Genomic DNA, 22,402 nt, shown 5'->3' on the forward strand with positions numbered 1-22,402 from the left:
GTGCGGTTCGGCTGGCGGACCCAGCGAACCCGAGGAAATCAACGCTCCAGCAGAATCCGCAGCATGCGGCGCAACGGCTCGGCGGCGCCCCACAGCAATTGGTCGCCGACGGTAAACGCGCCCAGGTACTGCGAGCCCATGTTCAGCTTGCGCAGGCGTCCGACCGGGATGTTCAGCGTGCCGGTGACCTGGGTCGGGGTCAGCTCCTGCATGCTCGCTTCACGGCTGTTGGGCACTAGCTTGACCCACGGGTTGTGCTGGCTGATCAGGCCTTCGATGTCCGCCATCGGCACGTCCTTGTTCAGCTTGATGGTCAGCGCCTGGCTGTGGCAGCGCATGGCGCCGATGCGCACGCAGATGCCGTCCACCGGAATCGGACTCTTGAAGCGACCCAGGATCTTGTTGGTCTCGGCCTGAGCCTTCCACTCTTCACGGCTCTGCCCGTTCGGCAGCTCCTTGTCGATGTACGGAATCAGGCTGCCGGCCAGCGGCACACCGAAGTTCTCGGTCGGATAACCCTCGCCGCGCATGGCCTCGGCCACCTTGCGATCGATGTCCAGAATGGCACTGGCCGGGTTGGCCAGGTCATCGGCCACCGAGGCATGGGTGCTGCCCATCTGCTTGATCAGCTCGCGCATGTTCTGCGCACCGGCACCGGACGCCGCCTGATAGGTCATGGCGCTCATCCACTCCACCAGACCGGCCTCGAACAGGCCGCCCAGGCCCATGAGCATCAGGCTCACGGTGCAGTTGCCGCCGATGTAGTTCTTGGTGCCGGCATCGAGCTGCTGGTCGATCACGCGGCGGTTGACCGGGTCGAGCACGATCACCGCGTCATCCTGCATGCGCAGGCTGGAGGCGGCGTCGATCCAGTAGCCCTGCCAGCCGGCCTCGCGCAGCTTGGGGAATACCTCGCTGGTGTAGTCGCCACCCTGGCAGGTCAGGATCACGTCGAGTGTCTTCAGCTCTTCAATGCTGTAGGCATCCTTGAGCGGAGCAATGTCCTTGCCCACCGCAGGCCCTTGGCCGCCCACATTGGAAGTGGTGAAAAACACCGGCTCGATAAGATCGAAATCCTGCTCCTTCCAGCATCCGCTGCATGAGCACGGAACCGACCATGCCGCGCCAACCGATCAGACCTACACGTTTCATCGCAACTACACCTTCTTGAAAAGTGGGCCGCTGCTTTCGATTGAAAGTCGCAGCGGGCCCAAGAGATTACAGATTCCGCAGCGCGGCGACTACTGCATCGCCCATTTCCTGCGTACCGATCCGCGCGTTGCCTTCGGACCAGATATCGCCGGTGCGCAAGCCCTGGTCCAGGACCAGGCTGACAGCCTGCTCGATGGCATCGGCGGCCGCGTGCTGATTGAAGCTGTAGCGCAGCATCATCGACACCGAGAGGATGGTCGCCAGCGGGTTGGCGATGCCCTGTCCGGCGATGTCCGGTGCCGAACCGTGGCACGGCTCGTACATGCCCTTGTTGTGCGCGTCCAGGGAGGCCGAGGGCAACATGCCGATGGAGCCGGTGAGCATCGACGCTTCATCGGAAAGAATGTCGCCGAACATGTTGTCGGTGACCATCACGTCGAATTGTTTCGGCGCCCGCACCAGCTGCATGGCGGCGTTGTCGACGTACATGTGGCTCAGCTCGACGTCGGGATAATCCTTGCCGATCTCTTCGGCCACTTCGCGCCACAGCTGGCTGGATGCCAATACGTTGGCCTTGTCCACCGAGCACAGCTTCTTGCCGCGCACCTGGGCCATGTCGAAGCCCACGCGCACGATGCGGCGGATTTCGCTCTCGCTGTAGGGCAGCGTGTCATACGCCTGGCGCTCGCCGCCTTCCAGTTCACGGGTGCCACGGGGGGCGCCGAAGTAGATGCCACCGGTCAGCTCACGGACGATGAGAATGTCCAGCCCGGCAACGATTTCCGGCTTCAGGCTGGAAGCGTCCGCCAGTTGCGGATAAAGAATGGCCGGACGCAGGTTGGCGAACAGGCCCAACTGCGAACGGATTTTCAGCAGGCCGCGCTCCGGGCGGATGTCGCGCTCGATCTTGTCCCATTTCGGGCCGCCCACGGCACCCAGCAGCACCGCATCGGCGGCACGGGCGCGTTCCAGGGTTTCATCGGCCAGCGGCACGCCGTGCTTGTCGATGGCTGCGCCACCGATCACGTCATGGGCCAGCTCGAAGCCCAGCTGGAACTTGTCGTTGGCCAGCTCCAGCACCTTGACCGCTTCGGCCATGATTTCCGGGCCAATGCCGTCGCCTGGGAGAATCAGAATCTGCTTGCTCATGCTTTCCTCGTTAATTCCGGTAATACGGCGCGCCCTCGGGCAGGCCGTGAATGAATGCTCAACGCTGGGCCCACAACACCAGCACGTCGGTGCTGAACGAGCCATTGTCGTCGATCTGGTAATACTCGCGCACCTCGGCGCCTACGGCTTGCTGCAAGGTGCGGATGGCCGCACGCATGACCTCGGGGGTGCGCATGCGCTCGACCCAGGACACGTATTCAAGGCGCAGGCGCTGGCGTGTATGCCCGCGCACCTGCAGCCCGGCCGCATTGACCTGGCTCAGCCATTCGCCGGCACTGTAGTCACGCACATGACTGGTGTCGCGCAGCACTTCCACGCTCTGCAGATAGGTATCGAGCAGCGGGTTGCCCGGCGACATCACGTCGATGAAGCACGCCACGCCACCGGGCTTGAGCACACGACGCACTTCGCGCAGGGCCAGGCCCAGGTCGCTCCAGTGGTGGGCCGAGTAGCGGCTGAAGACGTAGTCGAACTCGCCATCGGCGAACGGCAGCTGTTCGGCCGGACCACGTTGGGTGCTGACGTTGCCCAGCCCTCGCTCGTGGGCGGCGCTGGCGACTACATCGAGCATCTGCTGCGACAGATCATAGGCCACCACCTGCTTGACCAGTGGCGCGCAGTGAAAGCTGACGTGCCCGGCGCCGCAACCCAGATCCAGCAACCGAGCCTGGGACTGGCCGGCCAGTTCCGCCTGAAGCAGCGCAAATTCCACGCCCTGGGCGTGAACGGCGCTGCTCAGGTAGGCCGAGGCCTGTTCGCCGAACTGTTTCTGCACGACTTGGCTGTGCTGGGTCATGTGGCTGGGCTTCCTTGTGCCTGGGTTTGTGGTGGACTTGCCGGCCTCTTCGCGGGCAGAGCCCGCTCCCACAGGGTCTCCACCCATCTGTCATAAAGGGAACAGGTGGGAGCGGGGCGGGCGGCGAGCCCTCTGCCCGCGAAGAGGCCAAACCTGCCTACATCAATCAATCAATCAATCGCGAAACAACCAGGGCTGGCTCGCCCGATGCTTGGCCTCGAACGCCGCAATGGCTTCCCCATCCTGCAAGGTCAGCCCGATATCATCCAACCCGTTGAGCAGGCAGTGCTTGCGAAACTCGTCGATCTCGAAGCTGTACACCTTGCCGCTCGGGCTGGTCACGGTCTGCGCGGCCAGGTCCACGGTCAACTGGTAACCCGGCGCTTCCTCGACTTGCTTGAACAGCTCATCGACTTCCGCATCGCTGAGGATGATCGGCAGCAGGCCGTTCTTGAAGCTGTTGTTGAAGAAAATGTCGGCATAGCTGGGTGCGATCACGGTGCGGAAACCGTACTCGTCCAACGCCCACGGCGCGTGCTCGCGACTGGAGCCGCAACCGAAATTCTCCCGCGCCAGCAACACGCTGGCGCCTTGGTAACGCTCATGGTTGAGCACGAAATCCTTGTTCAGCGGGCGCTTGGAGTTGTCCTGGTAAGGTTGCCCCACATCCAGGTAGCGCCACTCGTCGAACAGGTTCGGGCCGAAGCCGGTGCGCTTGATCGACTTCAAGAACTGCTTGGGAATGATCTGGTCGGTGTCCACGTTGGCACGATCCAACGGAGCGACCAGGCCGGTGTGACGAGTAAAGGCTTTCATGCTGCGCTCCCCTGGATCAATTCACGAACGTCGACGAAACGGCCGACAACGGCGGCGGCGGCGGCCATGGCCGGGCTGACCAGGTGGGTACGCCCACCGGCGCCCTGACGGCCTTCGAAGTTGCGGTTGGAGGTCGACGCGCAATGCTCGCCCGACTCCAGCCGATCCGGGTTCATCGCCAGACACATGGAGCAGCCCGGTTCGCGCCACTCGAAGCCTGCCTCGAGAAAGATCTTGTCCAGGCCTTCGCTTTCGGCCTGCTCCTTGACCAGGCCCGAGCCCGGCACGACGATCGCCTGCTTGATGGTCGAGGCCACCTTGCGGCCCTTGGCGATGACGGCGGCGGCGCGCAGGTCTTCGATGCGCGAATTGGTGCACGAACCGATGAACACACGGTCGAGCTGGATATCGGTGATCGCCTGGTTGGCGGTCAGGCCCATGTATTTCAAGGCACGCTCGATGGAACCGCGTTTGACCAGATCCGCCTCACGGGCCGGATCCGGCACGTTCTGATCCACGGCCAGGACCATCTCCGGCGACGTGCCCCAGCTGACCTGTGGCTTGATCTGCGCGGCATCCAGACGCACCACGGTGTCGAAATGGGCATCGGCGTCGGACACCAGCCCTTTCCAGGACTCCACCGCCTTGTCCCAATCGCCGCCACGGGGCGCGAACGGGCGACCCTTGACGTAGGCGATGGTCTTTTCATCGGCGGCCACCAGACCCACGCGGGCGCCGGCCTCGATGGACATGTTGCAGATGGTCATGCGGCCTTCCACCGACAGATCGCGAATGGCGCTGCCGGCGAACTCGATGGCATGGCCATTGCCGCCGGCGGTGCCGATCTTGCCGATCACGGCCAGCACGATGTCCTTGGCGGTGACGCCGAACGGCAAGGTGCCTTCGACCAGCACCTGCATGTTCTTCATTTTCTTGGCCACCAGGCACTGCGTGGCGAGCACGTGCTCGACCTCCGAGGTACCGATACCGTGGGCCAGGGCACCAAAGGCACCGTGGGTCGAGGTGTGCGAGTCGCCACAGACCACGGTCATGCCGGGCAAGGTCGCGCCCTGCTCCGGACCGATCACGTGAACGATGCCCTGGCGCACGTCGTTCATCTTGAATTCGGTGATGCCGTATTCATCGCAGTTGTCGTCCAGGGTCTGCACCTGCAGACGCGACACCTGGTCGGCGATGGCACCGATGCCGCCCTTGCGTTCCGGTGTGGTCGGCACGTTGTGATCGGGCGTGGCGATGTTGGCGTCGATGCGCCATGGTTTGCGGCCGGCCAGTCGCAACCCTTCGAACGCCTGGGGCGAAGTCACTTCGTGGATGATGTGACGGTCGATGTAGATCAGCGCCGAACCATCGTCGCGCTGCTTGACCAAATGCGAATCCCAGAGCTTGTCGTAGAGCGTTTTGCCGGCCATCAGACGTTTCCTCATCAGTGTTTCTAATCTTTCTATGCCAATAACCGCTTGGCTTGTAGGGATGATGCTATGGGGTTATCTTGAATAACTCAAATTCATAATTTTCATACTTTGGATAACCAAAAGGAATCGGCTCATGGACCTGGCCAGTCTCAATGCCTTTATTGCCATCGCCGAAGTGGGCAGCTTTTCCAGGGCCGGGGATCGCCTGCATTTGACTCAACCTGCGATCAGCAAACGCATTGCCAGTCTGGAGCAGCAGTTGGGTGTGCGCCTGTTCGACCGGCTGGGTCGGGAAGTCAATCTGACCGAGGCCGGCCGAGCGCTGCTGCCGCGGGCCTACCAAATTCTCGACGTGCTCGAAGACACCCGTCGCGCCCTGACCAACCTCAGCGGTGACGTCACCGGTCGGCTCACTCTGGCCACCAGTCACCATATCGGCCTGCACCGATTGCCCCCGCTGCTGCGCACATACACGCGCATGTACCCCAAGGTCGCCCTGGACATTCAGTTTCTCGATTCGGAAGTGGCCTATGAGGAGATTCTCCACGGTCGGGCGGAGCTGGCGGTCATCACCCTCGCGCCCGAGCCCCACCACCTGGTGCGCTCGGTGCCGGTGTGGCATGACCTGCTGGATTTCGTCGCCGCACCTGAACATCCGCTGGCCCTGCGGGACGCGGTGAAGCTGAGCGATATTGCCGAACATCCGGCGGTGTTTTCCCGGCGGCAATACCTTCACCCACCATATCGTCAGCCGTCTGTTCGAGGCTCAGGGCCTGAGCCCGAACATCGCCATGAGCACCAACTACCTGGAAACCATCAAGATGATGGTGTCGATCGGGCTGGCATGGAGTGTGTTGCCGCGCACCATGCTCGACGATCAGGTGGCGCGCTTCGTACTGCCCGGCGTGCAGTTGAGTCGACAGTTGGGCTACATCCTGCACACCGAGAGAACCCTGTCGAACGCGGCCCGGGCCTTCATGGCATTGCTCGATGGCCAGGCCGGCATTTCGGCGGCGGATGAATCAGATCTGCGGGCCCAGGAGTAACCGGCCGCTGCTGACCAGCGTGGCATAGCCGCCGATCTTGACCCGCTCGCCTTCCCTGCGGCAAAACAGCTCGCCCCCGCGGGCCGAGCACTGGTATGCGCTGAGGCTGGTCTTGACCAGGCGCTTGGACCAGTACGGAATGAGGCTGCAGTGGGTGGAACCGGTCACCGCGTCTTCATCGATGCCAATGGCCGGGGCGAAATAGCGCGAGACAAAATCGTGATGGTCGCCCCGTGCGGTGATGATCACCCCAGGCCAGGGCAAGCGAGCCAGCGCCGCCATGTTCGGCTGACATTCGCGCACTGCCTGCTCCGACTCCAGCAACACGAACAGGGACGTTGCCGCCATCACATCGACCGCCTCGCAGCCCAGCGCACGCTCCACATCCAGCGTAAGGCCCAGCTGTTCTTCAGGCATCATGGCCGGGAAATCCAGCCACAGGCGGTCGCCCTCGCGGCTGACGGTCAGGGTGCCGGAACGGCTGGCGAACGACAGGCTGGTCGCGGTTTCGCCATAGACATGGAACAGGACGTAGGCGCTGGCCAGAGTGGCATGACCGCACAAGGGCACTTCGGTGCGCGGCGTGAACCAGCGGATGTGCCAGCCCTGAGCCTCGCGCACCATGAACGCGGTCTCGGCCAGGTTGTGTTCGGCAGCGATCTTCTGCATCAGTTCGTCGGCCAGCCAGCTGTCCAGGCGATAGACGATGGCCGGGTTGCCAGCAAACGGATGTTGGGTAAACGCATCGACCTGATGGAAATCCAGTTGCATGGCATTCCTCGCTGTAGCGGAAAGGGGTAGCGCCCAGGCCGTGGGCTATCGGCGTTCGACTCGTGGAGTCGATGAATAATTTCTTGCGTTCATCCAGCACGGCCGATATCGGCGAAACAGCCTTGGGTATGCTCGGCCAGCAACTGCGGCGCCAGTTCCACTTCCAGCCCGCGTCTGCCGGCGCTGACATACACGCTGGGCAACGTCGCTGCGGTTTGATCGATGAACGTGCGCAGGCGCTTTTTCTGCCCCAAGGGGCTGATGCCGCCCAACAGGTAACCGGTGGCGCGCTGCGCGGCCTGTGGATCGGCCATCTCGCACTTCTTGACTCCCGCCGCCTGTGCCAGTGCCTTGAGGTCCAGCGTGCCGGTAACGGGCACCACTGCCACCAGCAGTTCGCTTTTTTCAGTGGCCGCCAGCAGGGTCTTGAACACCTGAGCCGGGGCCAGGCCGAGCTTTTCGACCGCTTCCAATCCGTAGGAGGCGGCCTTCGGATCGTGTTCATAGGCATGCACCCGATGGTCGGCGCGATGCTTCTTCAAGAGGTCCAGGGCGGGTGTCATGCAGGGACTCCAGACAAATAAAACCGATGCCCGGCATTAGGACACAGGCAGGCAAGCCACGCCAACCGTGGCTTTGCCGCAAATGGACGAATCCGTTCTCGATCATTGAACGAACTCGTTCACTTTCGACCTTTGACAGCGGCGTTTCTTGTCTATATTTTTTCGTTTGTGAAGATAGGCACGATAGTACAATGTGCTGAAAGGTTGTAATCCGGCGTGCGATGGGGATCGCACGACGGCAGATTCCAGGCGCCAGAAACGGCGTCAGACAAAAAAAACAATTGGGGTAAAACACGATGACCGCACAGCAACAACCGACCCTGTCGGGTCAGTGCATTGCCGAGTTTCTCGGAACCGCACTGCTTATCTTCTTCGGTACTGGCTGCGTCGCGGCGCTCAAGGTCGCAGGGGCCAGCCTCGGCCTATGGGAAATCAGCATCATCTGGGGCGTCGGCGTGAGCATGGCGATCTACCTGACGGCTGGCGTGTCCGGAGCGCATCTGAACCCGGCCGTCAGCATCGCCCTGTGCCTGTTCGGCGGTTTCGAAAAGCGCAAGCTGCCCTTCTACATTCTGGCTCAGGTTGCCGGCGCGTTCTGCTCGGCGGCACTGGTCTACACCCTCTACAGCAGCCTGTTCTTCGATTACGAACAGACCCATGGCATCGTCCGCGGCACGCAGGCGAGCCTGGAAACGGCGAGCATCTTCTCCACCTATCCGCACGCGGCGCTGTCCATCGGTCAGGCTTTCCTGGTCGAGATGGTCATCACCGCCATCCTGATGGGGGTGATCATGGCCTTGGGCGACGAGCACAATGGCCTTCCGCGCGGCGCCATGGCACCGTTGCTGGTGGGGTTGCTGATCGCCGTGATCGGCAGCGCGATGGGCCCACTGACCGGCTTCGCCATGAACCCGGCCAGGGATTTCGGTCCCAAGCTGATGACCTTTATCGCCGGGTGGGGTGAAATAGCCTTCACCGGTGGCCGTACGATTCCCTATTTCATCGTGCCCATCGTGGCGCCGATCGTAGGTGCCTGCCTGGGCGCCGGCGCTTACCGGGTACTGATCGCCCGCCATCTGCCCAACTCGCTCAACGAGTCGGCCAAGGCGGCCGCATCGAAGGTGCAGGCCTCCTGAGCCTGCACAGCTACTCCATTCCGCATCTATTTCAAACTTGCGCAAGGCCATCGACATGACCGATACCGACAACAAGAACTACATCATCGCCCTGGACCAAGGCACCACCAGCTCGCGAGCCATCATTTTCGACCGCGACGCCAATGTCGTCGGCACGTCGCAGCGTGAGTTCGCCCAGCACTACCCGCAGGCAGGCTGGGTCGAGCACGATCCGATGGAAATCTTCGCCACCCAGAGCGCGACCATGGTCGAAGCCCTGGCCCAGGCCGGGTTGAGCCACGCCCAGGTCGCAGCCATCGGCATCACCAACCAGCGTGAAACCACCGTGGTGTGGGACAAGAACAGCGGTCGCCCGATCTACAACGCCGTGGTCTGGCAGTGCCGACGCAGCACCGAGATCTGCCAGCAGCTCAAGCGCGATGGCATGGAAGACTACATCAAGCAGACCACCGGCCTGGTCGTCGATCCGTACTTCTCAGGCACCAAGCTCAAGTGGATTCTGGACAACGTCGAAGGCAGCCGCGAGCGCGCCCGCAACGGCGAGCTGCTGTTCGGCACCATCGATAGCTGGCTGATCTGGAAATTCACCGGCGGCAAGGTCCACGTCACCGACTACACCAACGCCTCGCGCACCATGCTCTTCAACATCCACACGCTGGAGTGGGACGAGAAGATGCTGCAGACCCTGGACATCCCCCGCGAGATGCTGCCAGAGGTCAAGTCGTCGTCGGAAGTCTACGGCCACACCAAGAGCGGCATCGCCATTGCCGGTATCGCCGGCGACCAGCAGGCCGCCCTGTTCGGCCAGATGTGCGTCGAACCCGGCCAGGCCAAGAACACCTACGGCACCGGTTGCTTCCTGCTGATGAACACTGGCAAGAAGGCCGTGACTTCGCAACACGGGATGCTCACCACCATCGGCTGCGGCCCGCGTGGCGAAGTGGCCTACGCCCTGGAAGGCGCCGTGTTCAACGGCGGCTCGACCGTGCAGTGGCTGCGTGACGAACTGAAGATCGTCAACGACGCCTACGACACCGAATACTTCGCCAGCAAGGTCAAGAACACCAACGGCGTGTACCTGGTGCCGGCCTTCACTGGCCTGGGCGCGCCCTACTGGGACCCCTATGCCCGTGGCGCACTCTTCGGCCTGACCCGTGGCGTGCGCGTGGACCACATCATTCGTGCCGCACTGGAATCGATCGCCTACCAGACCCGCGACGTACTCGACGCCATGCAGCAGGACTCCGGCGAACGCCTGAGCGCCCTGCGCGTGGACGGCGGTGCGGTGGCCAACAACTTCCTCATGCAGTTCCAGGCCGACATCCTCGGCACGCCGGTCGAGCGTCCGCAGATGCGCGAAACCACGGCGCTGGGCGCTGCCTACCTAGCGGGCCTGGCGTGCGGCTTCTGGGGCAGCCTGGACGAATTGCGCGGCAAGGCTGTGATCGAACGCACCTTCGAGCCGCTGCTCGATGAAGCCGGCAAGGAAAAACTCTACGCCGGCTGGAAAAAGGCCGTCGAACGCACCCGCGACTGGGAACCGCACGAAGAGCAGTGATCGAGCAGGCACCGGCCGGGCAATCCGGCCGGTGCCTTGCGGATTGATGCAATGCCGGCCCCTGCAATCAAGTCTGGCGATTGGGGCCTTTCCTGCGGCATCATGCATGCTTTTGCATGGCAGCCAAAGGAAGCCCCATGAACCTGCCTCCCCGCCAACAGCAGATCCTGGAACTGGTACGCGAACGCGGCTATGTCAGCATCGAGGAAATGGCCCAGCTGTTCGTCGTGACACCGCAGACCATTCGGCGTGACATCAACCAACTGGCCGAGGTCAACCTGCTGCGCCGTTACCACGGTGGCGCCGCCTACGACTCGAGCATCGAGAACACGGCCTACGCCATGCGTGCCGACCAGATGCGTGACGAGAAACAACGCATCGCCGAAGCCATCGCCGCCCAGATCCCCGACCACGCTTCGCTGTTCATCAACATCGGCACCACCACCGAATCCATCGCTCGCGCCCTGCTCAACCACAGCCATCTGAAGATCATCACCAACAACCTGCATGTGGCCTCGATCCTCAGTGGCAAGGACGATTTCGATGTGCTGCTGGCCGGCGGCAACGTGCGTCGCGACGGCGGCGTGGTGGGTCAGGCCAGTATCGATTTCATCACCCAGTTCAAGGTCGACTTCGCCCTGGTCGGCATCAGCGGCATCGACGAAGACGGCAGCCTCCTGGACTTCGACTATCAGGAAGTTCGCGTCAGTCAGGCGATCATCGCCAACGCGCGGCAGGTCATCCTGGCCGCTGACTCAAGCAAGTTCGGCCGCAATGCCATGGTTCGCCTGGGCCCGATCAGCCTGATCGATTGCCTGGTCACCGACCAGCCCCCCGTCCCCGCCCTGCTGCAATTGCTGCAACAGCACAAGATCCGTCTCGACATCGTCTGACCCTGTGGCAGCGGCGCAAGCCGCGCCCTTCTCCCGCCCGTTCGCTTACGAACCCCACCCGGCAAGGCTCGCGTTCGGTTGTGCGCACCTGCGATGTTCACATTTCTTCGCTTTCGCCTGCGGCGATCAACAAATTCAATCATCTTCGACTGGCTAACCCCTACGTATTGGGCTAGTATTTTCGAAATTGAACATTGATGTTCGAATTCAAAGCACTCATTCGAACGCTCCTTGATAAACGCAGGAGGCTCCATGCCCCATTCGACCTTGCCCCGCCAACCGTTGGCTGAAATCTACGACGTCGCCGTGATCGGTGGTGGCATCAATGGTGTGGGGATCGCCGCCGACGCTGCCGGGCGTGGGCTCTCCGTCTTTCTCTGCGAGAAGGACGACCTTGCCAGCCACACCTCGTCGGCCAGCAGCAAGCTCATCCACGGTGGCCTGCGTTATCTGGAACACCATGAATTCCGCCTGGTGCGCGAAGCGCTGGCGGAACGCGAAGTGCTGCTGGCCAAGGCCCCGCACATCGTCAAGCCGATGCGTTTCGTGCTGCCGCACCGGCCTCATCTGCGTCCTGCGTGGATGATCCGCGCCGGCCTGTTCCTTTACGACAACCTGGGCAAGCGGGAAAAACTGCCCGGCTCGCGCAGCCTGCGTTTCGGTGCCGACAGTGCACTGAAGCCAGAGATCACCCGTGGCTTCGAATACTCCGACTGCTGGGTGGACGACGCCCGCCTGGTGGTATTGAACGCCATGGCCGCGCGGGAAAAAGGCGCGCACATCCACACCCGCACCCGTTGCATCGATGCGAAGCGTGTGGACGGTGTATGGCAGGTCAATCTGCAGCGCGAGGACGGCAGCACCTTCACGTTGAAGGCTCGCGCCCTGGTCAACGCAGCGGGCCCATGGGTAGCCAAGTTCATCCGTGACGACCTGCAACTGCAGTCCCCGTACGGCATCCGCCTGATCCAGGGCAGCCATCTGATCGTGCCACGTCTGTACGAAGGCGAGCAGGCGCATATCCTGCAGAACGAAGACCAGCGGATTGTCTTCACCATTCCGTATCTGGACCGCTTCACCATCCTGGGCACCACCGACCGCGAGTACACTGGCGATCCGTCCAAAGTGGAAATCACCGACGCCGAAACCGACTACATCCTCAAAGTGGTCAACGCCCACTTTAAGAAGCAGGTCAGCCGCAGCGACATCGTGCGCACCTATTCCGGTGTTCGCCCGCTGTGCAACGACGAGTCGGACAACCCGTCGGCCATTACCCGCGACTACACCCTGTCGCTCAGCGGCGGTCAGGGTGAAGCGCCGATCCTGTCGGTGTTCGGTGGCAAGCTGACCACCTATCGCAAGCTGGCAGAATCGGCCATGGCGCAACTCAAGCCATTCTTCACGCAGATGCGCGGCAGCTGGACGGCGAGCAGTGCCCTGCCTGGCGGCGAAGACATGACCACGCCCCAGGCACTGGCTCAGGCCATGCGCGCCAAGGCACCTTGGCTGCCAAGCGGGCTGGCCGAACGCTGGGCCGTCAGCTACGGCAGCCGCAGCTGGCGCCTGATCGAAGGCGCACAGTCGCTGGCCGATCTGGGCGAAGAACTGGGCGCAGGCCTGTACAGCCGCGAAGTGGATTACCTGTACGAGCAGGAATGGGCCACACGCAGCGACGACGTCCTGTGGCGACGCAGCAAGCTGGGCCTGTTCGTCGACGAAGGGGCCATCGCACGGGTAGACGCCTACCTGGCCAAGATCGACGCCAGCCGCGCGAATACTCAGGCGGCTTGAACCACGCCAGCCATGCCCACAACGAAAAACGCCCCGTAAGGGGCGTTTTGCATGGCGCGAGGCGGGCCGAAAAGGCTCAGCGCCGTGGACGCTGCCGTGGTCGGTGGTTATCGGCCGGGATCGGCACAGGCTGCGGCGGCGGTGGCACCAGCCCCAATGCGACAGCCAGATCATGGAGCCAGTTGTACATGTTACCGTTCATATCGCCCCCCTTCAGGGAAAACCCTAACGACGGTCATGGTCCGTCGCTTCTGTTCGATCATAGCGCTAAGCGACGTAGGATGCATGCACGCACTTGTGTCGAAAAGTCGCAGTCCTATTAATTGATCATCGACCCGGCGAGTAATTCATTACGTTATCCAGATTCGTAACCGGCGGCGCACCCACTGCTCGGCACTGACCAGGGTGATGCCCAACAGCACGCACACCGCCCCCAGAATGAAGTTCATGCTCAGCGGCTCGCCCAGCAATACCACACCGAAGGTCACGCCGAACAAGGGCGTCATGAACGAGAACACGGCAAGGTTGGACGCAAGGTAGCGGCGCAGCAGCCAGAACCAGATCAGAAAGCTGGCAAAAGAGACCACAACGCCCTGGAACAACACGCTGGCGGTGCCAATGGGCGTGAAGGTGACATGGCTGAACTGGCCCGTGGCGAGGGCAATGATCAACAGCCCTGCCACGCACACGATCAGTTGATAGAACAAGGTCAGGGCAACGGGCGCTTCGGACAGCCGCGAGGTGCGTACCACCACCGTGGTCGCACCCCAGCAGAGCCCCGCCATCAAGCCCATGGCGTCCCCCAGCAGCATGCGTCGATCCAGATGCTCCCAGGAAATGCCTCCTGCGAAGGCAAAGGCGATACCGCTGAACGCCAGGGCAATGCCCAGCCATTGCAAAGGCCGCAGGCGCTCCCCTGGCAGCAGCGCATGCAGGCCGAGTGCGGTGAAGACCGGCGCGGTGTAAAGAAAGACCGACATGTGCGCCGCCGAAGTCAGCTTCAAACCTTCGGCGATGAACAGGAACTCCAGACCGAACAGCGAGCCGGCGACCAGCCCGGCACGCCAGGTATAGGGCACATGCCCCCAACCACCGCGCCAACAAAGCAGCATCGCCACCAGCACGGCAGAGATGCCCGAGCGCATGGCCGCCTGCATCACCGGGGCGATATCCGCAGCGGCCCATTTGATGGTGACCTGCTGGATCCCCCAGATCAGGCAAAGCCCCAGCATGACCTTGAGGGCAAAGCCATCGGTCTGACGACGTTCCGCGCTCATGGGACAAATGACCTCGGCATCACAGTGCTCTCCCGCAAGGAAAACACCAGTGTATCAAGCCATACAACCCAAGGCCTTCAACGGTACCGAGCATTCCGGAAGATGACCGCTCCGGCACGGATTCAATTGCGCCGTGGGGGCACACTCTGCCCATATTGTGGGAGCGGGGCGGGCGGCGAGCCCTCTGCCCGCGAAGCAGGCGCCGCGGTCTGTCAGGCAAAACACCCTGTGGGAGCGGGGCGGGCGGCGAGCCCTCTGCCCGCGAACAAGACCCCGCGGTCTATCAGCCAAACCGCAATACTGAATACCCCGCCCAACTCACACAATCTGCGGCTTACTGGCCACCTCATCAAAAGTCGCCGGGTCCAGCGCATCATCCTGATCATCGAGCACTTCGAGCCCGTGGTCATTATCCGGAATACTGCTATCTATCAGGCTCAACAGGCTGGACCCGCGCAAGGTCAGCTGGAAATTGCGCCCCGTGCCGCCCTCGCTGTCCGGACGCTGCTCGATGAAGCCCCGCTCCAGCAACAGCGCTTGATAATCGCTCGCTTGAGTCGTCAGCTGATCGACAGCTGCCGACGTATCACCCTGCGCGGCGGTCGCCTCGGCGTGATCCTGAGCGTAGATATCTGGGGTGAAATCCTGATGGGCGCCGTTCTGCACTTCGTGCAACAGACGCTCGATCAATTGCCAGTTGTAAGTGGTCATCCGGAAGAACCTCCAACACATGAGTGAAAGGGCTTGCCAGGCATGGGACCGGGTGTGTGCGGGGGAGTTGCGGGAAGACGGCTTTGCGGGGTGTTTTGGCAGGTCTGGCCTCCGGAGGGAAGCAGACCTGCCCTACGCAGGTTACTCGCTGACGGCAGGCTTGCGGCGCTTGAGCGGCGCCAGGCCGTCCTGGCTCACCAGGGCTGGGGTGTCGGCCTTGGGACGGTTGACGCTCTTGCGCTTGGTCGGGCCCTTGGCGACGCTTTTCTTGTCGCCCTTCTTGTCCTTGTCGGTCTTTTTCTTCTTCACGCCGACTGCCTTGCCCGACGCCTTGACCTTCTTCGGTCCGCCGTAGGTACCTTTCACTTCCTTGATCACGCGACGCTCGAAGGTCTGCTTGAGGTAGCGCTCGATGCTTGACATCAGGTTCCAGTCACCGTGGCAGATCAGGGAAATCGCCAGGCCTTCGTTTGCCGGCACGGCCGGTGCGGCCGATGCGGTGCACGTAGTCGTCGCCGCTGCGTGGCATGTCGAAGTTGACCACCAGATCCAGACCGTCGACGTCCAGACCACGGGCGGCCACATCGGTGGCCACGAGGATCTTCACGCCACCCTGCTTGAGGCGGTCGATGGCCAGCTTGCGGTCTTTCTGGTCCTTGTCGCCGTGCAGGACGAAAGCCTTGTATTCCTGCGCCACCAGACGGCCGTAGATACGATCGGCCATGGCCCGGGTGTTGGTGAAGATGATCGCCTTCTGGTACGTCTCGTTGGCCAGCAACCAGTTGAGGATCTGCTCCTTGTGGACGTTGTGGTCGGCCGTGACGATCTGCTGACGAGTGCCCTCGGCCAGCTGGCTGACGTTGTTGATCAGCAGGTGCTCGGGGTCCTTGAGCACCTTGCCGATCATCTCGCGCAGACCGGCGCCGCCGGTGGTGGCCGAGAACAGCAGGGTCTGTTCACGCTGGGCGCACTCCTGGCTCAGGCGCGTCACGTCTTCGGAGAAGCCCATGTCGAGCATGCGGTCGGCTTCATCGAGCACCAGCACCTCGACGTTCTTGAGGTCCAGGTTGCCAGCGTTCAACTGCTCCAGCAGACGGCCCGGCGTACCGATGAGGATGTCCGGCACCTTGCGCAGCATGGCGGCCTGCACCTTGAAGTCTTCACCACCGGTGATCAGGCCGGCCTTGATGAAGGTGAACTGGCTGAAGCGCTCCACTTCCTTCAAGGTTTGCTGCGCCAGCTCGCGGGTCGGCAGCAGGATCACGGCACGGATGTCGACGCGAACCTTGGCCGGCCCCATCAAGCGGTTGAGGATCGGCAGCACGAATGCCGCGGTCTTGCCGCTGCCGGTTTGCGCCGTCACCCGCAGGTCGCGCCCTTGCAAGGCCAAGGGAATGGCCGCTACCTGCACCGGCGTCGGCTCGACAAATTTCAGCTCGGCGACGGCTTTGAGCAGGCGTTCATGCAGGGCGAATTGGGAAAACACGGGTGTTACCTCGACGGAGTACATAAATTCGACTGCATAGGGTACCGGTTTGCGGACGATTAGCCGAATTTCTTTACCCGTAACTCGGTAAATTGCGTGCAAATCTTTCCAGGCGTGGCGATTGCCCTGCGCAATGGGCTTTAATCCCCGCCCCCTTTTCAACTCGGGAGCTGCACGCCCACCCATGAATATCGAATCGCTCTGGCAACAAACCGTCACCTTCATCACGGGCCTCGACGACCAGCCGATCCTGCAGGCCGGTGTGTCGCTGTTCCTGCTGCTGATCGCCGCCTTCACCCTGGGCCGCCTGGCACGCTTTCTCACCCTGCACGCGGTCAAGCTGCTCAGCCGCCGACCTTCGCTGCACTGGCTCACCGACTTCCTGCACAACAAGGTCTTTCACCGCCTGGCGCAAATGACGCCGTCGCTGGTGGTGCAGTTCAGCCTGGGCCTGATCCCGGTGCTGAGCGACAACAGCAAGCACGTCATCGGCAACATCGCGCTGGGCTTCACCATCCTGTTCATGGTGCTGGCGCTGGGCGCCCTGCTCAATGCCCTGCTCGACATCTACGCCCGCACCGAACACGCCCGCACCCGCTCGATCAAGGGTTACGTGCAACTGGCGAAGATGATCCTGTACATCTTCGGCGCGATCATCATCGTCGCCACCTTGATCGACCGCTCACCGTTACTGCTGCTGTCCGGCCTGGGTGCCATGTCTGCGGTCATCCTGCTGGTCTACAAGGACACCCTGCTGTCGTTCGTCGCCAGCGTGCAATTGACCAGCAACGACATGCTGCGCGTCGGCGACTGGATCGAAATGCCCCAGGTGGGCGCCGACGGCGACGTCGTCGACATCACCCTGCACACGGTGAAGATCCAGAACTTCGACAAGACCATCGTCTCCATCCCCACCTGGCGCCTGATGAGCGAGTCGTTCAAGAACTGGCGCGGCATGCAGCAGTCCGGCGGCCGGCGCATCAAGCGGGCGTTGAACATCGATGCCAGCGGCGTGCGTTTTCTCGACGAACAGGAACAGCTACGCCTGACCCAGGTGCATCTGCTCAGCGGCTACGTCAGCAGCAAGCAGGCCGAACTCAAGGCCTGGAACGCAGCCCAGGGCGAAGTGGCAGAACTGTCCGCCAACCAGCGCCGCATGACCAACCTGGGCACCTTCCGCGCCTACGCCCTGGCGTACCTCAACGCCCACCCCGACATCCAGCCGAACATGACCTGCATGGTCCGGCAGATGGAAGCCACCGCCGAAGGGGTACCGCTGGAAATCTACTGCTTCACCCGCACCACGGCCTGGGCCGAGTACGAACGGATTCAGGGGGACATCTTCGATTACCTGCTGGCCGTGCTGCCGGAGTTCGGGCTGAGCGTGTACCAGAAGCCCAGCGGCGCGGATTTGCGCGGTGGGTTGGTGGCGGTGACCGGTCCGCATTGAAAGCAATGCCTTTCGTAGGAGCGGTCCGTGGCCGCGAAACATGCACTGCGGTGTGTCAGGTACCACGCGGTGCGCCCTTCGCGGCCGATGACCTCTCCTACGGGATGCCAGTGCCTTATGTGGAAAAGGGGCGGACGGCGAGCACTCTGCCCGCGAAGAAGACACCTCCCACATTGAGCCATGCTCATCCTTTCGGGAATCAGACATTCCTGGCAAAAGCCTGAAGGCGATAGCCTCAGGCCTAACCCGTCGCCTTCCCTCCCTCAGCCAGATCATCGATGACCGCCTTCGCCATCTCGCCTAGATACAAAGCCGGCCACAGCAGCGCAGTCCCCGAATCACCCTCCACGGCCTCCAGCAGCGCCTGATTCACGCTCGCCTGCAGCATCGCTGCATATTCGAGCGCCACATCGGCGGGAGCATTGGAGTTGACCAGAAACAACGTGTGCGAGCCGTCGCCGCACCGGGCGAACGAAGTGATACCCAACGTCTTGCAGTCATGCAGAGTAGTCATGATGTGATGATCCGTATCGTGAGGAATCGACACCCTCTGCCGCCAGGCAGGAAGGGTGGCGAATTGCACAAGGTTGGCGGGCCGGGATACGAGAACGGGCTGCCTCGGTATGGCTGTAGCCTTGGTCGAGCACCAAGCACGCAGCCTCGTGCTTAAACTCAGAGGTCAAGGTACGACGTTGCTTGGTCATCAGACACCTCTCTATGGCGAGCATTCTCGCCTAAATGAGTGTCCGGTTTCATTTGACCACTACAGGCTCCCATCGCTCGAGAGCGGGCCTTGCGCTCAGCGGATCTTGCCAGTGCACGGCATAAGCTTCGCCCGTGATTTTCCTACCCAAACAGCTCGCGATGGCTTGAGCTTGTCCTAAGGTTTGTTCGGCATATTCCAGTTTGCGGCTCAGCACAACCAGTGAGATTGAATCGGTCTCGCCTGCCGTCAGAACTAAGCTCTGAGCTATCGCATTGGATATTTTTCCGGTGCCTGCCAGCATGATGACTGCCATGATTTCTCTCCTGCCAGAACTAGATTTTTGACTTCGGTTGCACCGAAAAACAGGATGCAGCCTGTTCAAAACCCTGTCTTGCACGTGGATTCCACTGCACACCAGAGCGGGCTTCAATCCCAGGCTTCAGCTGCTGGTTGTTGTCATAGTCTTCGCGCGGGTGAAAAAATAGCGGCTGCACCCCGTCCAAGCCTCGTAAGTAATCGGCATATGAGCTCAGATATCGCTGACGTTCGTCATCGCTGAGCTGCGCCGGCATCCACGCAGCAAACGGAGGAAGGACTGTGAAACCGGTATAAGCCAGAATGCCGTTATGGATGGGCCAAAGTACGTGATGCAAGTCGCCATCAATGCCAGCGGGCGTATAAAGACTGCTGGCGGTGCCTGTGGTCAGGCAAAGCATGGCCCTCTTTCCCTTTAGTAATCCGGATCCATACTTGTGCCCCGATGAGTACGCGAACCCACGACTTAACACCCGGTCTACCCAGCCTTTCAGAATGGCCGGCATCGAAAACCACCACACCGGGAACTGAAGAATCACTAGGTCAGCCCACATGACCTTCGATTGCTCTGCTTTGACGTCGGCCGTCTGAGAATTGTTGGCAAACGCGTGTTCCTGCTCGTGGGAGAGATCGAGATAGTCAGGGTTGGCGCGATTTTCGGAGAAGTCACCAATGCCTAGCTCGCCTTTCCAATTCATCGCGTAGAGATCGCTTACCTGAACCTGGTGACCGATTTCGCGCAGCGTTTCGACAGCTTTATCCTTCAGAGCACCGTTAAATGAACGTGGTTCTGGGTGCGCCAACACAATTAACGTCTTCATAACTGTATCTTCTCCTTGCGACTTTCAGAGGTCTGATAACTTCTTCCGCCTTCAGTATGTTCAACCGCTTTGCTGAGATTCACTACGAGCGGGCCAACAATGGTCAGGCTTGCGCCCAGCAGAAATCCGAAGCTCGTCTGCTCTGCGAGCCACAGATATCCCATCAGTACGCCAAACAGCGGGCTCATGAAAGCCAGCACTCCAAGGCGGGCAGCGAGATAGCGACGAAGCATCCAAAACCAGATCAAGTAGCTTGCCACCGACACAATCAGCGTCTGGAAAACCAGGCTGGCGACTGCGCCGGATGAGAAATTCATCGAGCCTTGGCCTGCCAGCAGGCTCAAAGGCAGAAGAATGAGAAAGGCACCTGCCAGTTGGCAAAACAGGGTCTGGGTTGCCGGCGCTTCACTGAGACGACTGGTACGCACTGCCACCGTCGTAAACCCCCAAGTAGCGCCCGCACACAAGCCCAACAAGTCACCTAGGAGACTGTTCGCATTGGCCGTTTGGATGGTTGTCCCATCGCGAGGCATGAGGAAGGTGATGGCAATTCCTGCGAACGCTAGAGACATACCAACCCACTGAATCGGGCTAAGGCGCTCCTCCGGCAAGCGTAGATGCAGACCGATGGCGGCGAATAAGGGAGCCGTATAAAGGAAAACCGCCATGTGCGAGGCGCTTGTCCAGCGTAACCCTTCGGCGACGAACAGAAATTCACCCGCGAACAGAACGGCCACGACTAATCCGGAGCGGCACCAGACGCCTGATAACCAAACCTCGCGCATGATCCGTTTTCCAATTAACCAGACCAAGGCGGCAGCGACGCCAGAGCGAACGGCGACCTGCATGATAGGAGCTATGTCGTCGGCAACCGCCTTCATCGCCACTTGCTGGGCACCCCAAATGAGGCAAAGCAACACCATCACCGCAGCGGCACCCCCGTCTACTGACTTCCTCACTTATCGGTACCTTTTGTCGTTGATGATTTGTCGTCAAACCACCTTACCTGGACTATCGGCATTGGCTGTTCCGTTGAAAATCGAGATTGGTTATGCGCTGTGGCGAAATTCGATTGTGGGAAGGTTTACAAGCCGCTACAAATCATGTGTTTTCGGTCTATAGAAGAGAAAAACTACGCCATGAGAGCGGATACGCCCCTTAGGGCCATCGCTTGCTTTGACGCAGTCATGCGCACCGGCAGCGTCACCCTTGCTGCAAGCCAGCTGTTCGTCACGCCGGGAGCGGTTGGGCAACAGATTCGCAAGCTGGAAGATTGGTTAGGAACGTCTTTGTTTGTACGCAGCGTGCGCAGGCTGGAGCCAACGGCTGAAGCTCTGAGCTATTGGGAGCAAGTTAAGCCGGCTCTGCGCCAGTTGGAAACCGCCAATCTCGCGGTTCGAGGTCTTAGAGACAGGCAGGTACGGTTAAGCATGCCGCCGGCGTTTGCCAACTCCTGGTTCGCGAAGCGGATGCCATTGTTTACGGAGCGTTACCCAGAGGTTCAACTGCACCTGAGCGCGTCCAGCGATACCGTGAATTTCAATGACGGTACCTTCGACCTGGCGGTACGGCATTTCGATGGATATGGCGGGGACGTCAAAGCAGAACTGCTTTTGCCAGACGAGGTAAGGGTCTATAGCAGCCCGGCTTACCGCGAACGGCTCCGGTTGCATAGCCTCGATTCCTTACCGGGAGCAACCCTGCTCTATACGACCTCTCATGCTCACTGGTCTCAATGGCTGTCATCGGTCGGCATGTTCCCGGATAGCTTCTCCAGCAGCCTCAGGTTCGATCAGTCGGAGCTGGCAATCGACGCGGCACGCCGCGATCAAGGTCTAGTGCTCACCAGCCCTTGGTTGGTTGAGGAAGATGTACAACGGGGTTTTCTCGTACCTGTATTTGACTCTGTCCTAAAGACGGGCAAGGGCTACTATTTGGTGCAGGCCAAAGATGTGGTGTTGGGTGAGGCAGCCCAGCTGTTACGCCGCTGGCTTTGCGACGTGGCGCAGCGAGTTCAACGAAATTGATACTCGAAGCCATATTTGCTGCGCATCAAGGGAGGCGTAAGCGCTTGCTAGTCGCTTCCCGTCGTTATCAAGCTAGGTGGCTGCATCATGCTTGAATAACTCCGATACGCCCCCTATCAGCCGAACATGACCTGCATGGTCCGGCAGATGGAAGCCACCGCCGAAGGGGTACCCCTGGAAATCTACTGCTTCACCCGCACCACGGCCTGGGCCGAGTACGAGCGGATTCAGGGGGATATCTTCGACTACCTGCTGGCCGTCCTGCCGGAGTTCGGGTTGAGCGTGTACCAGAAGCCCAGCGGCGCAGATTTGCGCGGTGGGTTGGTGGCGGTGACTGGCCCGCATTGAAAGCCCCCCCCGTAGGAGCGGTCCGTGGCCGCGAACCAGGCGCTGCGGTGTACTAGGCACTACGCAGTGCGCCCTTCGCGGCCGATGACCGCTCCTACGGGATGCCAGTGCCTTATGTGGAAAAGGGGCGGACGGC

The 22,402-nt window shown here is 61.3% G+C and carries 19 protein-coding genes and 4 pseudogenes; 8 read left to right on the forward strand and 15 right to left on the reverse strand.

The window, feature by feature from the left end; genetic code table 11:
• Positions 1–38 precede the first annotated feature (38 nt).
• The 5 genes and pseudogenes from asd to leuC form a co-directional block, all read right to left on the reverse strand.
• Positions 39–1,152, reverse strand: a pseudogene (gene asd, locus ABMD26_RS04845) (aspartate-semialdehyde dehydrogenase).
• A 66-nt stretch (positions 1,153–1,218) separates the two neighbouring features.
• Positions 1,219–2,301, reverse strand: coding sequence for a 3-isopropylmalate dehydrogenase (gene leuB / locus ABMD26_RS04850; RefSeq protein WP_056843282.1), 1,083 nt, complete (start codon positions 2,299–2,301; stop codon positions 1,219–1,221).
• A 58-nt stretch (positions 2,302–2,359) separates the two neighbouring features.
• Positions 2,360–3,118, reverse strand: a complete 759-nt coding sequence (locus tag ABMD26_RS04855) for a class I SAM-dependent methyltransferase (protein WP_134721541.1) — start codon at positions 3,116–3,118, stop codon at positions 2,360–2,362.
• 174 nt (positions 3,119–3,292) lie between these two features.
• Positions 3,293–3,934, reverse strand: coding sequence for a 3-isopropylmalate dehydratase small subunit (leuD, locus tag ABMD26_RS04860; protein ID WP_134721542.1), 642 nt, complete (start codon positions 3,932–3,934; stop codon positions 3,293–3,295).
• Positions 3,931–5,364, reverse strand: a complete 1,434-nt coding sequence (gene leuC / locus ABMD26_RS04865) for a 3-isopropylmalate dehydratase large subunit (RefSeq protein WP_134721543.1) — start codon at positions 5,362–5,364, stop codon at positions 3,931–3,933. The genes leuD and leuC overlap by 4 nt, the downstream gene beginning before the upstream one ends.
• Before the next feature lie 136 nt (positions 5,365–5,500).
• On the opposite strand from leuC, the pseudogene ABMD26_RS04870 reads away from it, so the two are divergent.
• A pseudogene (locus ABMD26_RS04870) lies at positions 5,501–6,413 on the forward strand (LysR family transcriptional regulator).
• Here ABMD26_RS04870 and ABMD26_RS04875 read toward each other — a convergent pair.
• Entirely contained in the window at positions 6,390–7,184 is a 795-nt protein-coding gene (locus ABMD26_RS04875; protein WP_314570834.1) for a PhzF family phenazine biosynthesis protein, read from the reverse strand. The pseudogene ABMD26_RS04870 and the gene ABMD26_RS04875 sit on opposite strands and share 24 nt — an antisense overlap.
• An 89-nt stretch (positions 7,185–7,273) precedes the next feature.
• Positions 7,274–7,747, reverse strand: coding sequence for a Cys-tRNA(Pro) deacylase (ybaK, locus tag ABMD26_RS04880; protein ID WP_122741660.1), 474 nt, complete (start codon positions 7,745–7,747; stop codon positions 7,274–7,276).
• Positions 7,748–8,043: 296 nt separating this feature from the next.
• Between ybaK and ABMD26_RS04885 the strand changes: the two genes are divergently transcribed.
• From ABMD26_RS04885 to glpD, 4 genes are all read left to right on the forward strand, one after another.
• Positions 8,044–8,883 carry an MIP/aquaporin family protein gene (locus ABMD26_RS04885; RefSeq protein ID WP_122741659.1) on the forward strand — a complete coding sequence of 280 codons (840 nt, stop codon included), beginning with the start codon at positions 8,044–8,046 and terminating at the stop codon, positions 8,881–8,883.
• A gap of 55 nt (positions 8,884–8,938) precedes the next feature.
• Positions 8,939–10,441 (forward strand): glycerol kinase GlpK, encoded by a 1,503-nt coding sequence (gene glpK, locus ABMD26_RS04890; protein WP_049861084.1) that lies wholly within the window; start codon positions 8,939–8,941, stop codon positions 10,439–10,441.
• A 137-nt stretch (positions 10,442–10,578) separates the two neighbouring features.
• Positions 10,579–11,334 carry a DeoR/GlpR family transcriptional regulator gene (locus tag ABMD26_RS04895; protein ID WP_049861085.1) on the forward strand — a complete coding sequence of 252 codons (756 nt, stop codon included), beginning with the start codon at positions 10,579–10,581 and terminating at the stop codon, positions 11,332–11,334.
• 252 nt (positions 11,335–11,586) lie between these two features.
• Complete coding sequence (gene glpD, locus ABMD26_RS04900; protein ID WP_134721547.1) at positions 11,587–13,125, forward strand: glycerol-3-phosphate dehydrogenase; 1,539 nt, start codon at positions 11,587–11,589, stop codon at positions 13,123–13,125.
• A 76-nt stretch (positions 13,126–13,201) separates the two neighbouring features.
• Here glpD and ABMD26_RS04905 read toward each other — a convergent pair whose 3' ends face one another.
• From ABMD26_RS04905 to ABMD26_RS04920, 4 genes and pseudogenes are all read right to left on the reverse strand, one after another.
• Positions 13,202–13,327 (reverse strand): PA1414 family protein, encoded by a 126-nt coding sequence (locus ABMD26_RS04905; protein ID WP_354308433.1) that lies wholly within the window; start codon positions 13,325–13,327, stop codon positions 13,202–13,204.
• A 148-nt stretch (positions 13,328–13,475) separates the two neighbouring features.
• Complete coding sequence (locus ABMD26_RS04910) at positions 13,476–14,402, reverse strand: DMT family transporter (RefSeq protein WP_134721548.1); 927 nt, start codon at positions 14,400–14,402, stop codon at positions 13,476–13,478.
• A gap of 318 nt (positions 14,403–14,720) precedes the next feature.
• Positions 14,721–15,113 (reverse strand): transcriptional regulator, encoded by a 393-nt coding sequence (locus tag ABMD26_RS04915; RefSeq protein WP_134721549.1) that lies wholly within the window; start codon positions 15,111–15,113, stop codon positions 14,721–14,723.
• Between the two features lie 141 nt (positions 15,114–15,254).
• Positions 15,255–16,599 (reverse strand): annotated as a pseudogene (locus ABMD26_RS04920) (DEAD/DEAH box helicase).
• Between the two features lie 184 nt (positions 16,600–16,783).
• Between ABMD26_RS04920 and ABMD26_RS04925 the strand changes: the two are divergent.
• Positions 16,784–18,049: a mechanosensitive ion channel family protein gene (locus tag ABMD26_RS04925; protein ID WP_134721550.1), complete on the forward strand. Its 1,266-nt coding sequence runs from the start codon at positions 16,784–16,786 to the stop codon at positions 18,047–18,049.
• A gap of 241 nt (positions 18,050–18,290) precedes the next feature.
• Here ABMD26_RS04925 and ABMD26_RS04930 read toward each other — a convergent pair whose 3' ends face one another.
• From ABMD26_RS04930 to ABMD26_RS04945, 4 genes are all read right to left on the reverse strand, one after another.
• Entirely contained in the window at positions 18,291–18,563 is a 273-nt protein-coding gene (locus ABMD26_RS04930; RefSeq protein WP_134721551.1) for a DUF3077 domain-containing protein, read from the reverse strand.
• Positions 18,564–18,801: 238 nt separating this feature from the next.
• The gene (locus ABMD26_RS04935; protein ID WP_134721552.1) at positions 18,802–19,068 is read right to left on the reverse strand and encodes a hypothetical protein; all 267 of its coding nucleotides are present in this window, start codon (positions 19,066–19,068) and stop codon (positions 18,802–18,804) included.
• Positions 19,069–19,087: 19 nt separating this feature from the next.
• Positions 19,088–19,891: an NAD(P)H-dependent oxidoreductase gene (locus ABMD26_RS04940; protein ID WP_134721553.1), complete on the reverse strand. Its 804-nt coding sequence runs from the start codon at positions 19,889–19,891 to the stop codon at positions 19,088–19,090.
• A complete protein-coding gene (locus ABMD26_RS04945) occupies positions 19,888–20,814 on the reverse strand; it encodes a DMT family transporter (protein ID WP_240049989.1) in 927 nt (308 codons plus the stop codon). The genes ABMD26_RS04940 and ABMD26_RS04945 overlap by 4 nt, the downstream gene beginning before the upstream one ends.
• Positions 20,815–20,949: 135 nt before the next feature.
• On the opposite strand from ABMD26_RS04945, the gene ABMD26_RS04950 reads away from it, so the two are divergent.
• Positions 20,950–21,918 carry a LysR substrate-binding domain-containing protein gene (locus ABMD26_RS04950; RefSeq protein ID WP_240049972.1) on the forward strand — a complete coding sequence of 323 codons (969 nt, stop codon included), beginning with the start codon at positions 20,950–20,952 and terminating at the stop codon, positions 21,916–21,918.
• A 120-nt stretch (positions 21,919–22,038) separates the two neighbouring features.
• Positions 22,039–22,266, forward strand: a pseudogene (locus ABMD26_RS04955) (mechanosensitive ion channel family protein); the annotation flags it as partial.
• Positions 22,267–22,402: the final 136 nt, after the last annotated feature.

The organism is Pseudomonas sp. PvP001 (assembly GCF_040546375.1).
GTDB classification, from domain to species: Bacteria; Pseudomonadota; Gammaproteobacteria; order Pseudomonadales; family Pseudomonadaceae; genus Aquipseudomonas; species Aquipseudomonas coleopterorum.

What these genes read in the sequence shown, in the direction of transcription:
- ABMD26_RS04895 (WP_049861085.1), top strand. Translation starts at nt 10,579, where the DNA reads ATGAACCTGCCTCCCCGCCAACAGCAGATCCTGGAACTGGTACGCGAA.
- leuD (WP_134721542.1), bottom strand. Translation starts at nt 3,934, where the DNA reads ATGAAAGCCTTTACTCGTCACACCGGCCTGGTCGCTCCGTTGGATCGT.
- glpK (WP_049861084.1), top strand. Translation starts at nt 8,939, where the DNA reads ATGACCGATACCGACAACAAGAACTACATCATCGCCCTGGACCAAGGC.
- leuC (WP_134721543.1), bottom strand. Translation starts at nt 5,364, where the DNA reads ATGGCCGGCAAAACGCTCTACGACAAGCTCTGGGATTCGCATTTGGTC.
- leuB (WP_056843282.1), bottom strand. Translation starts at nt 2,301, where the DNA reads ATGAGCAAGCAGATTCTGATTCTCCCAGGCGACGGCATTGGCCCGGAA.
- ybaK (WP_122741660.1), bottom strand. Translation starts at nt 7,747, where the DNA reads ATGACACCCGCCCTGGACCTCTTGAAGAAGCATCGCGCCGACCATCGG.
- ABMD26_RS04945 (WP_240049989.1), bottom strand. Translation starts at nt 20,814, where the DNA reads ATGGTGTTGCTTTGCCTCATTTGGGGTGCCCAGCAAGTGGCGATGAAG.
- ABMD26_RS04910 (WP_134721548.1), bottom strand. Translation starts at nt 14,402, where the DNA reads ATGAGCGCGGAACGTCGTCAGACCGATGGCTTTGCCCTCAAGGTCATG.
- glpD (WP_134721547.1), top strand. Translation starts at nt 11,587, where the DNA reads ATGCCCCATTCGACCTTGCCCCGCCAACCGTTGGCTGAAATCTACGAC.
- ABMD26_RS04875 (WP_314570834.1), bottom strand. Translation starts at nt 7,184, where the DNA reads ATGCAACTGGATTTCCATCAGGTCGATGCGTTTACCCAACATCCGTTT.
- ABMD26_RS04925 (WP_134721550.1), top strand. Translation starts at nt 16,784, where the DNA reads ATGAATATCGAATCGCTCTGGCAACAAACCGTCACCTTCATCACGGGC.
- ABMD26_RS04930 (WP_134721551.1), bottom strand. Translation starts at nt 18,563, where the DNA reads ATGACTACTCTGCATGACTGCAAGACGTTGGGTATCACTTCGTTCGCC.
- ABMD26_RS04855 (WP_134721541.1), bottom strand. Translation starts at nt 3,118, where the DNA reads ATGACCCAGCACAGCCAAGTCGTGCAGAAACAGTTCGGCGAACAGGCC.
- ABMD26_RS04905 (WP_354308433.1), bottom strand. Translation starts at nt 13,327, where the DNA reads ATGAACGGTAACATGTACAACTGGCTCCATGATCTGGCTGTCGCATTG.
- ABMD26_RS04935 (WP_134721552.1), bottom strand. Translation starts at nt 19,068, where the DNA reads ATGGCAGTCATCATGCTGGCAGGCACCGGAAAAATATCCAATGCGATA.
- ABMD26_RS04885 (WP_122741659.1), top strand. Translation starts at nt 8,044, where the DNA reads ATGACCGCACAGCAACAACCGACCCTGTCGGGTCAGTGCATTGCCGAG.
- ABMD26_RS04940 (WP_134721553.1), bottom strand. Translation starts at nt 19,891, where the DNA reads ATGAAGACGTTAATTGTGTTGGCGCACCCAGAACCACGTTCATTTAAC.
- ABMD26_RS04915 (WP_134721549.1), bottom strand. Translation starts at nt 15,113, where the DNA reads ATGACCACTTACAACTGGCAATTGATCGAGCGTCTGTTGCACGAAGTG.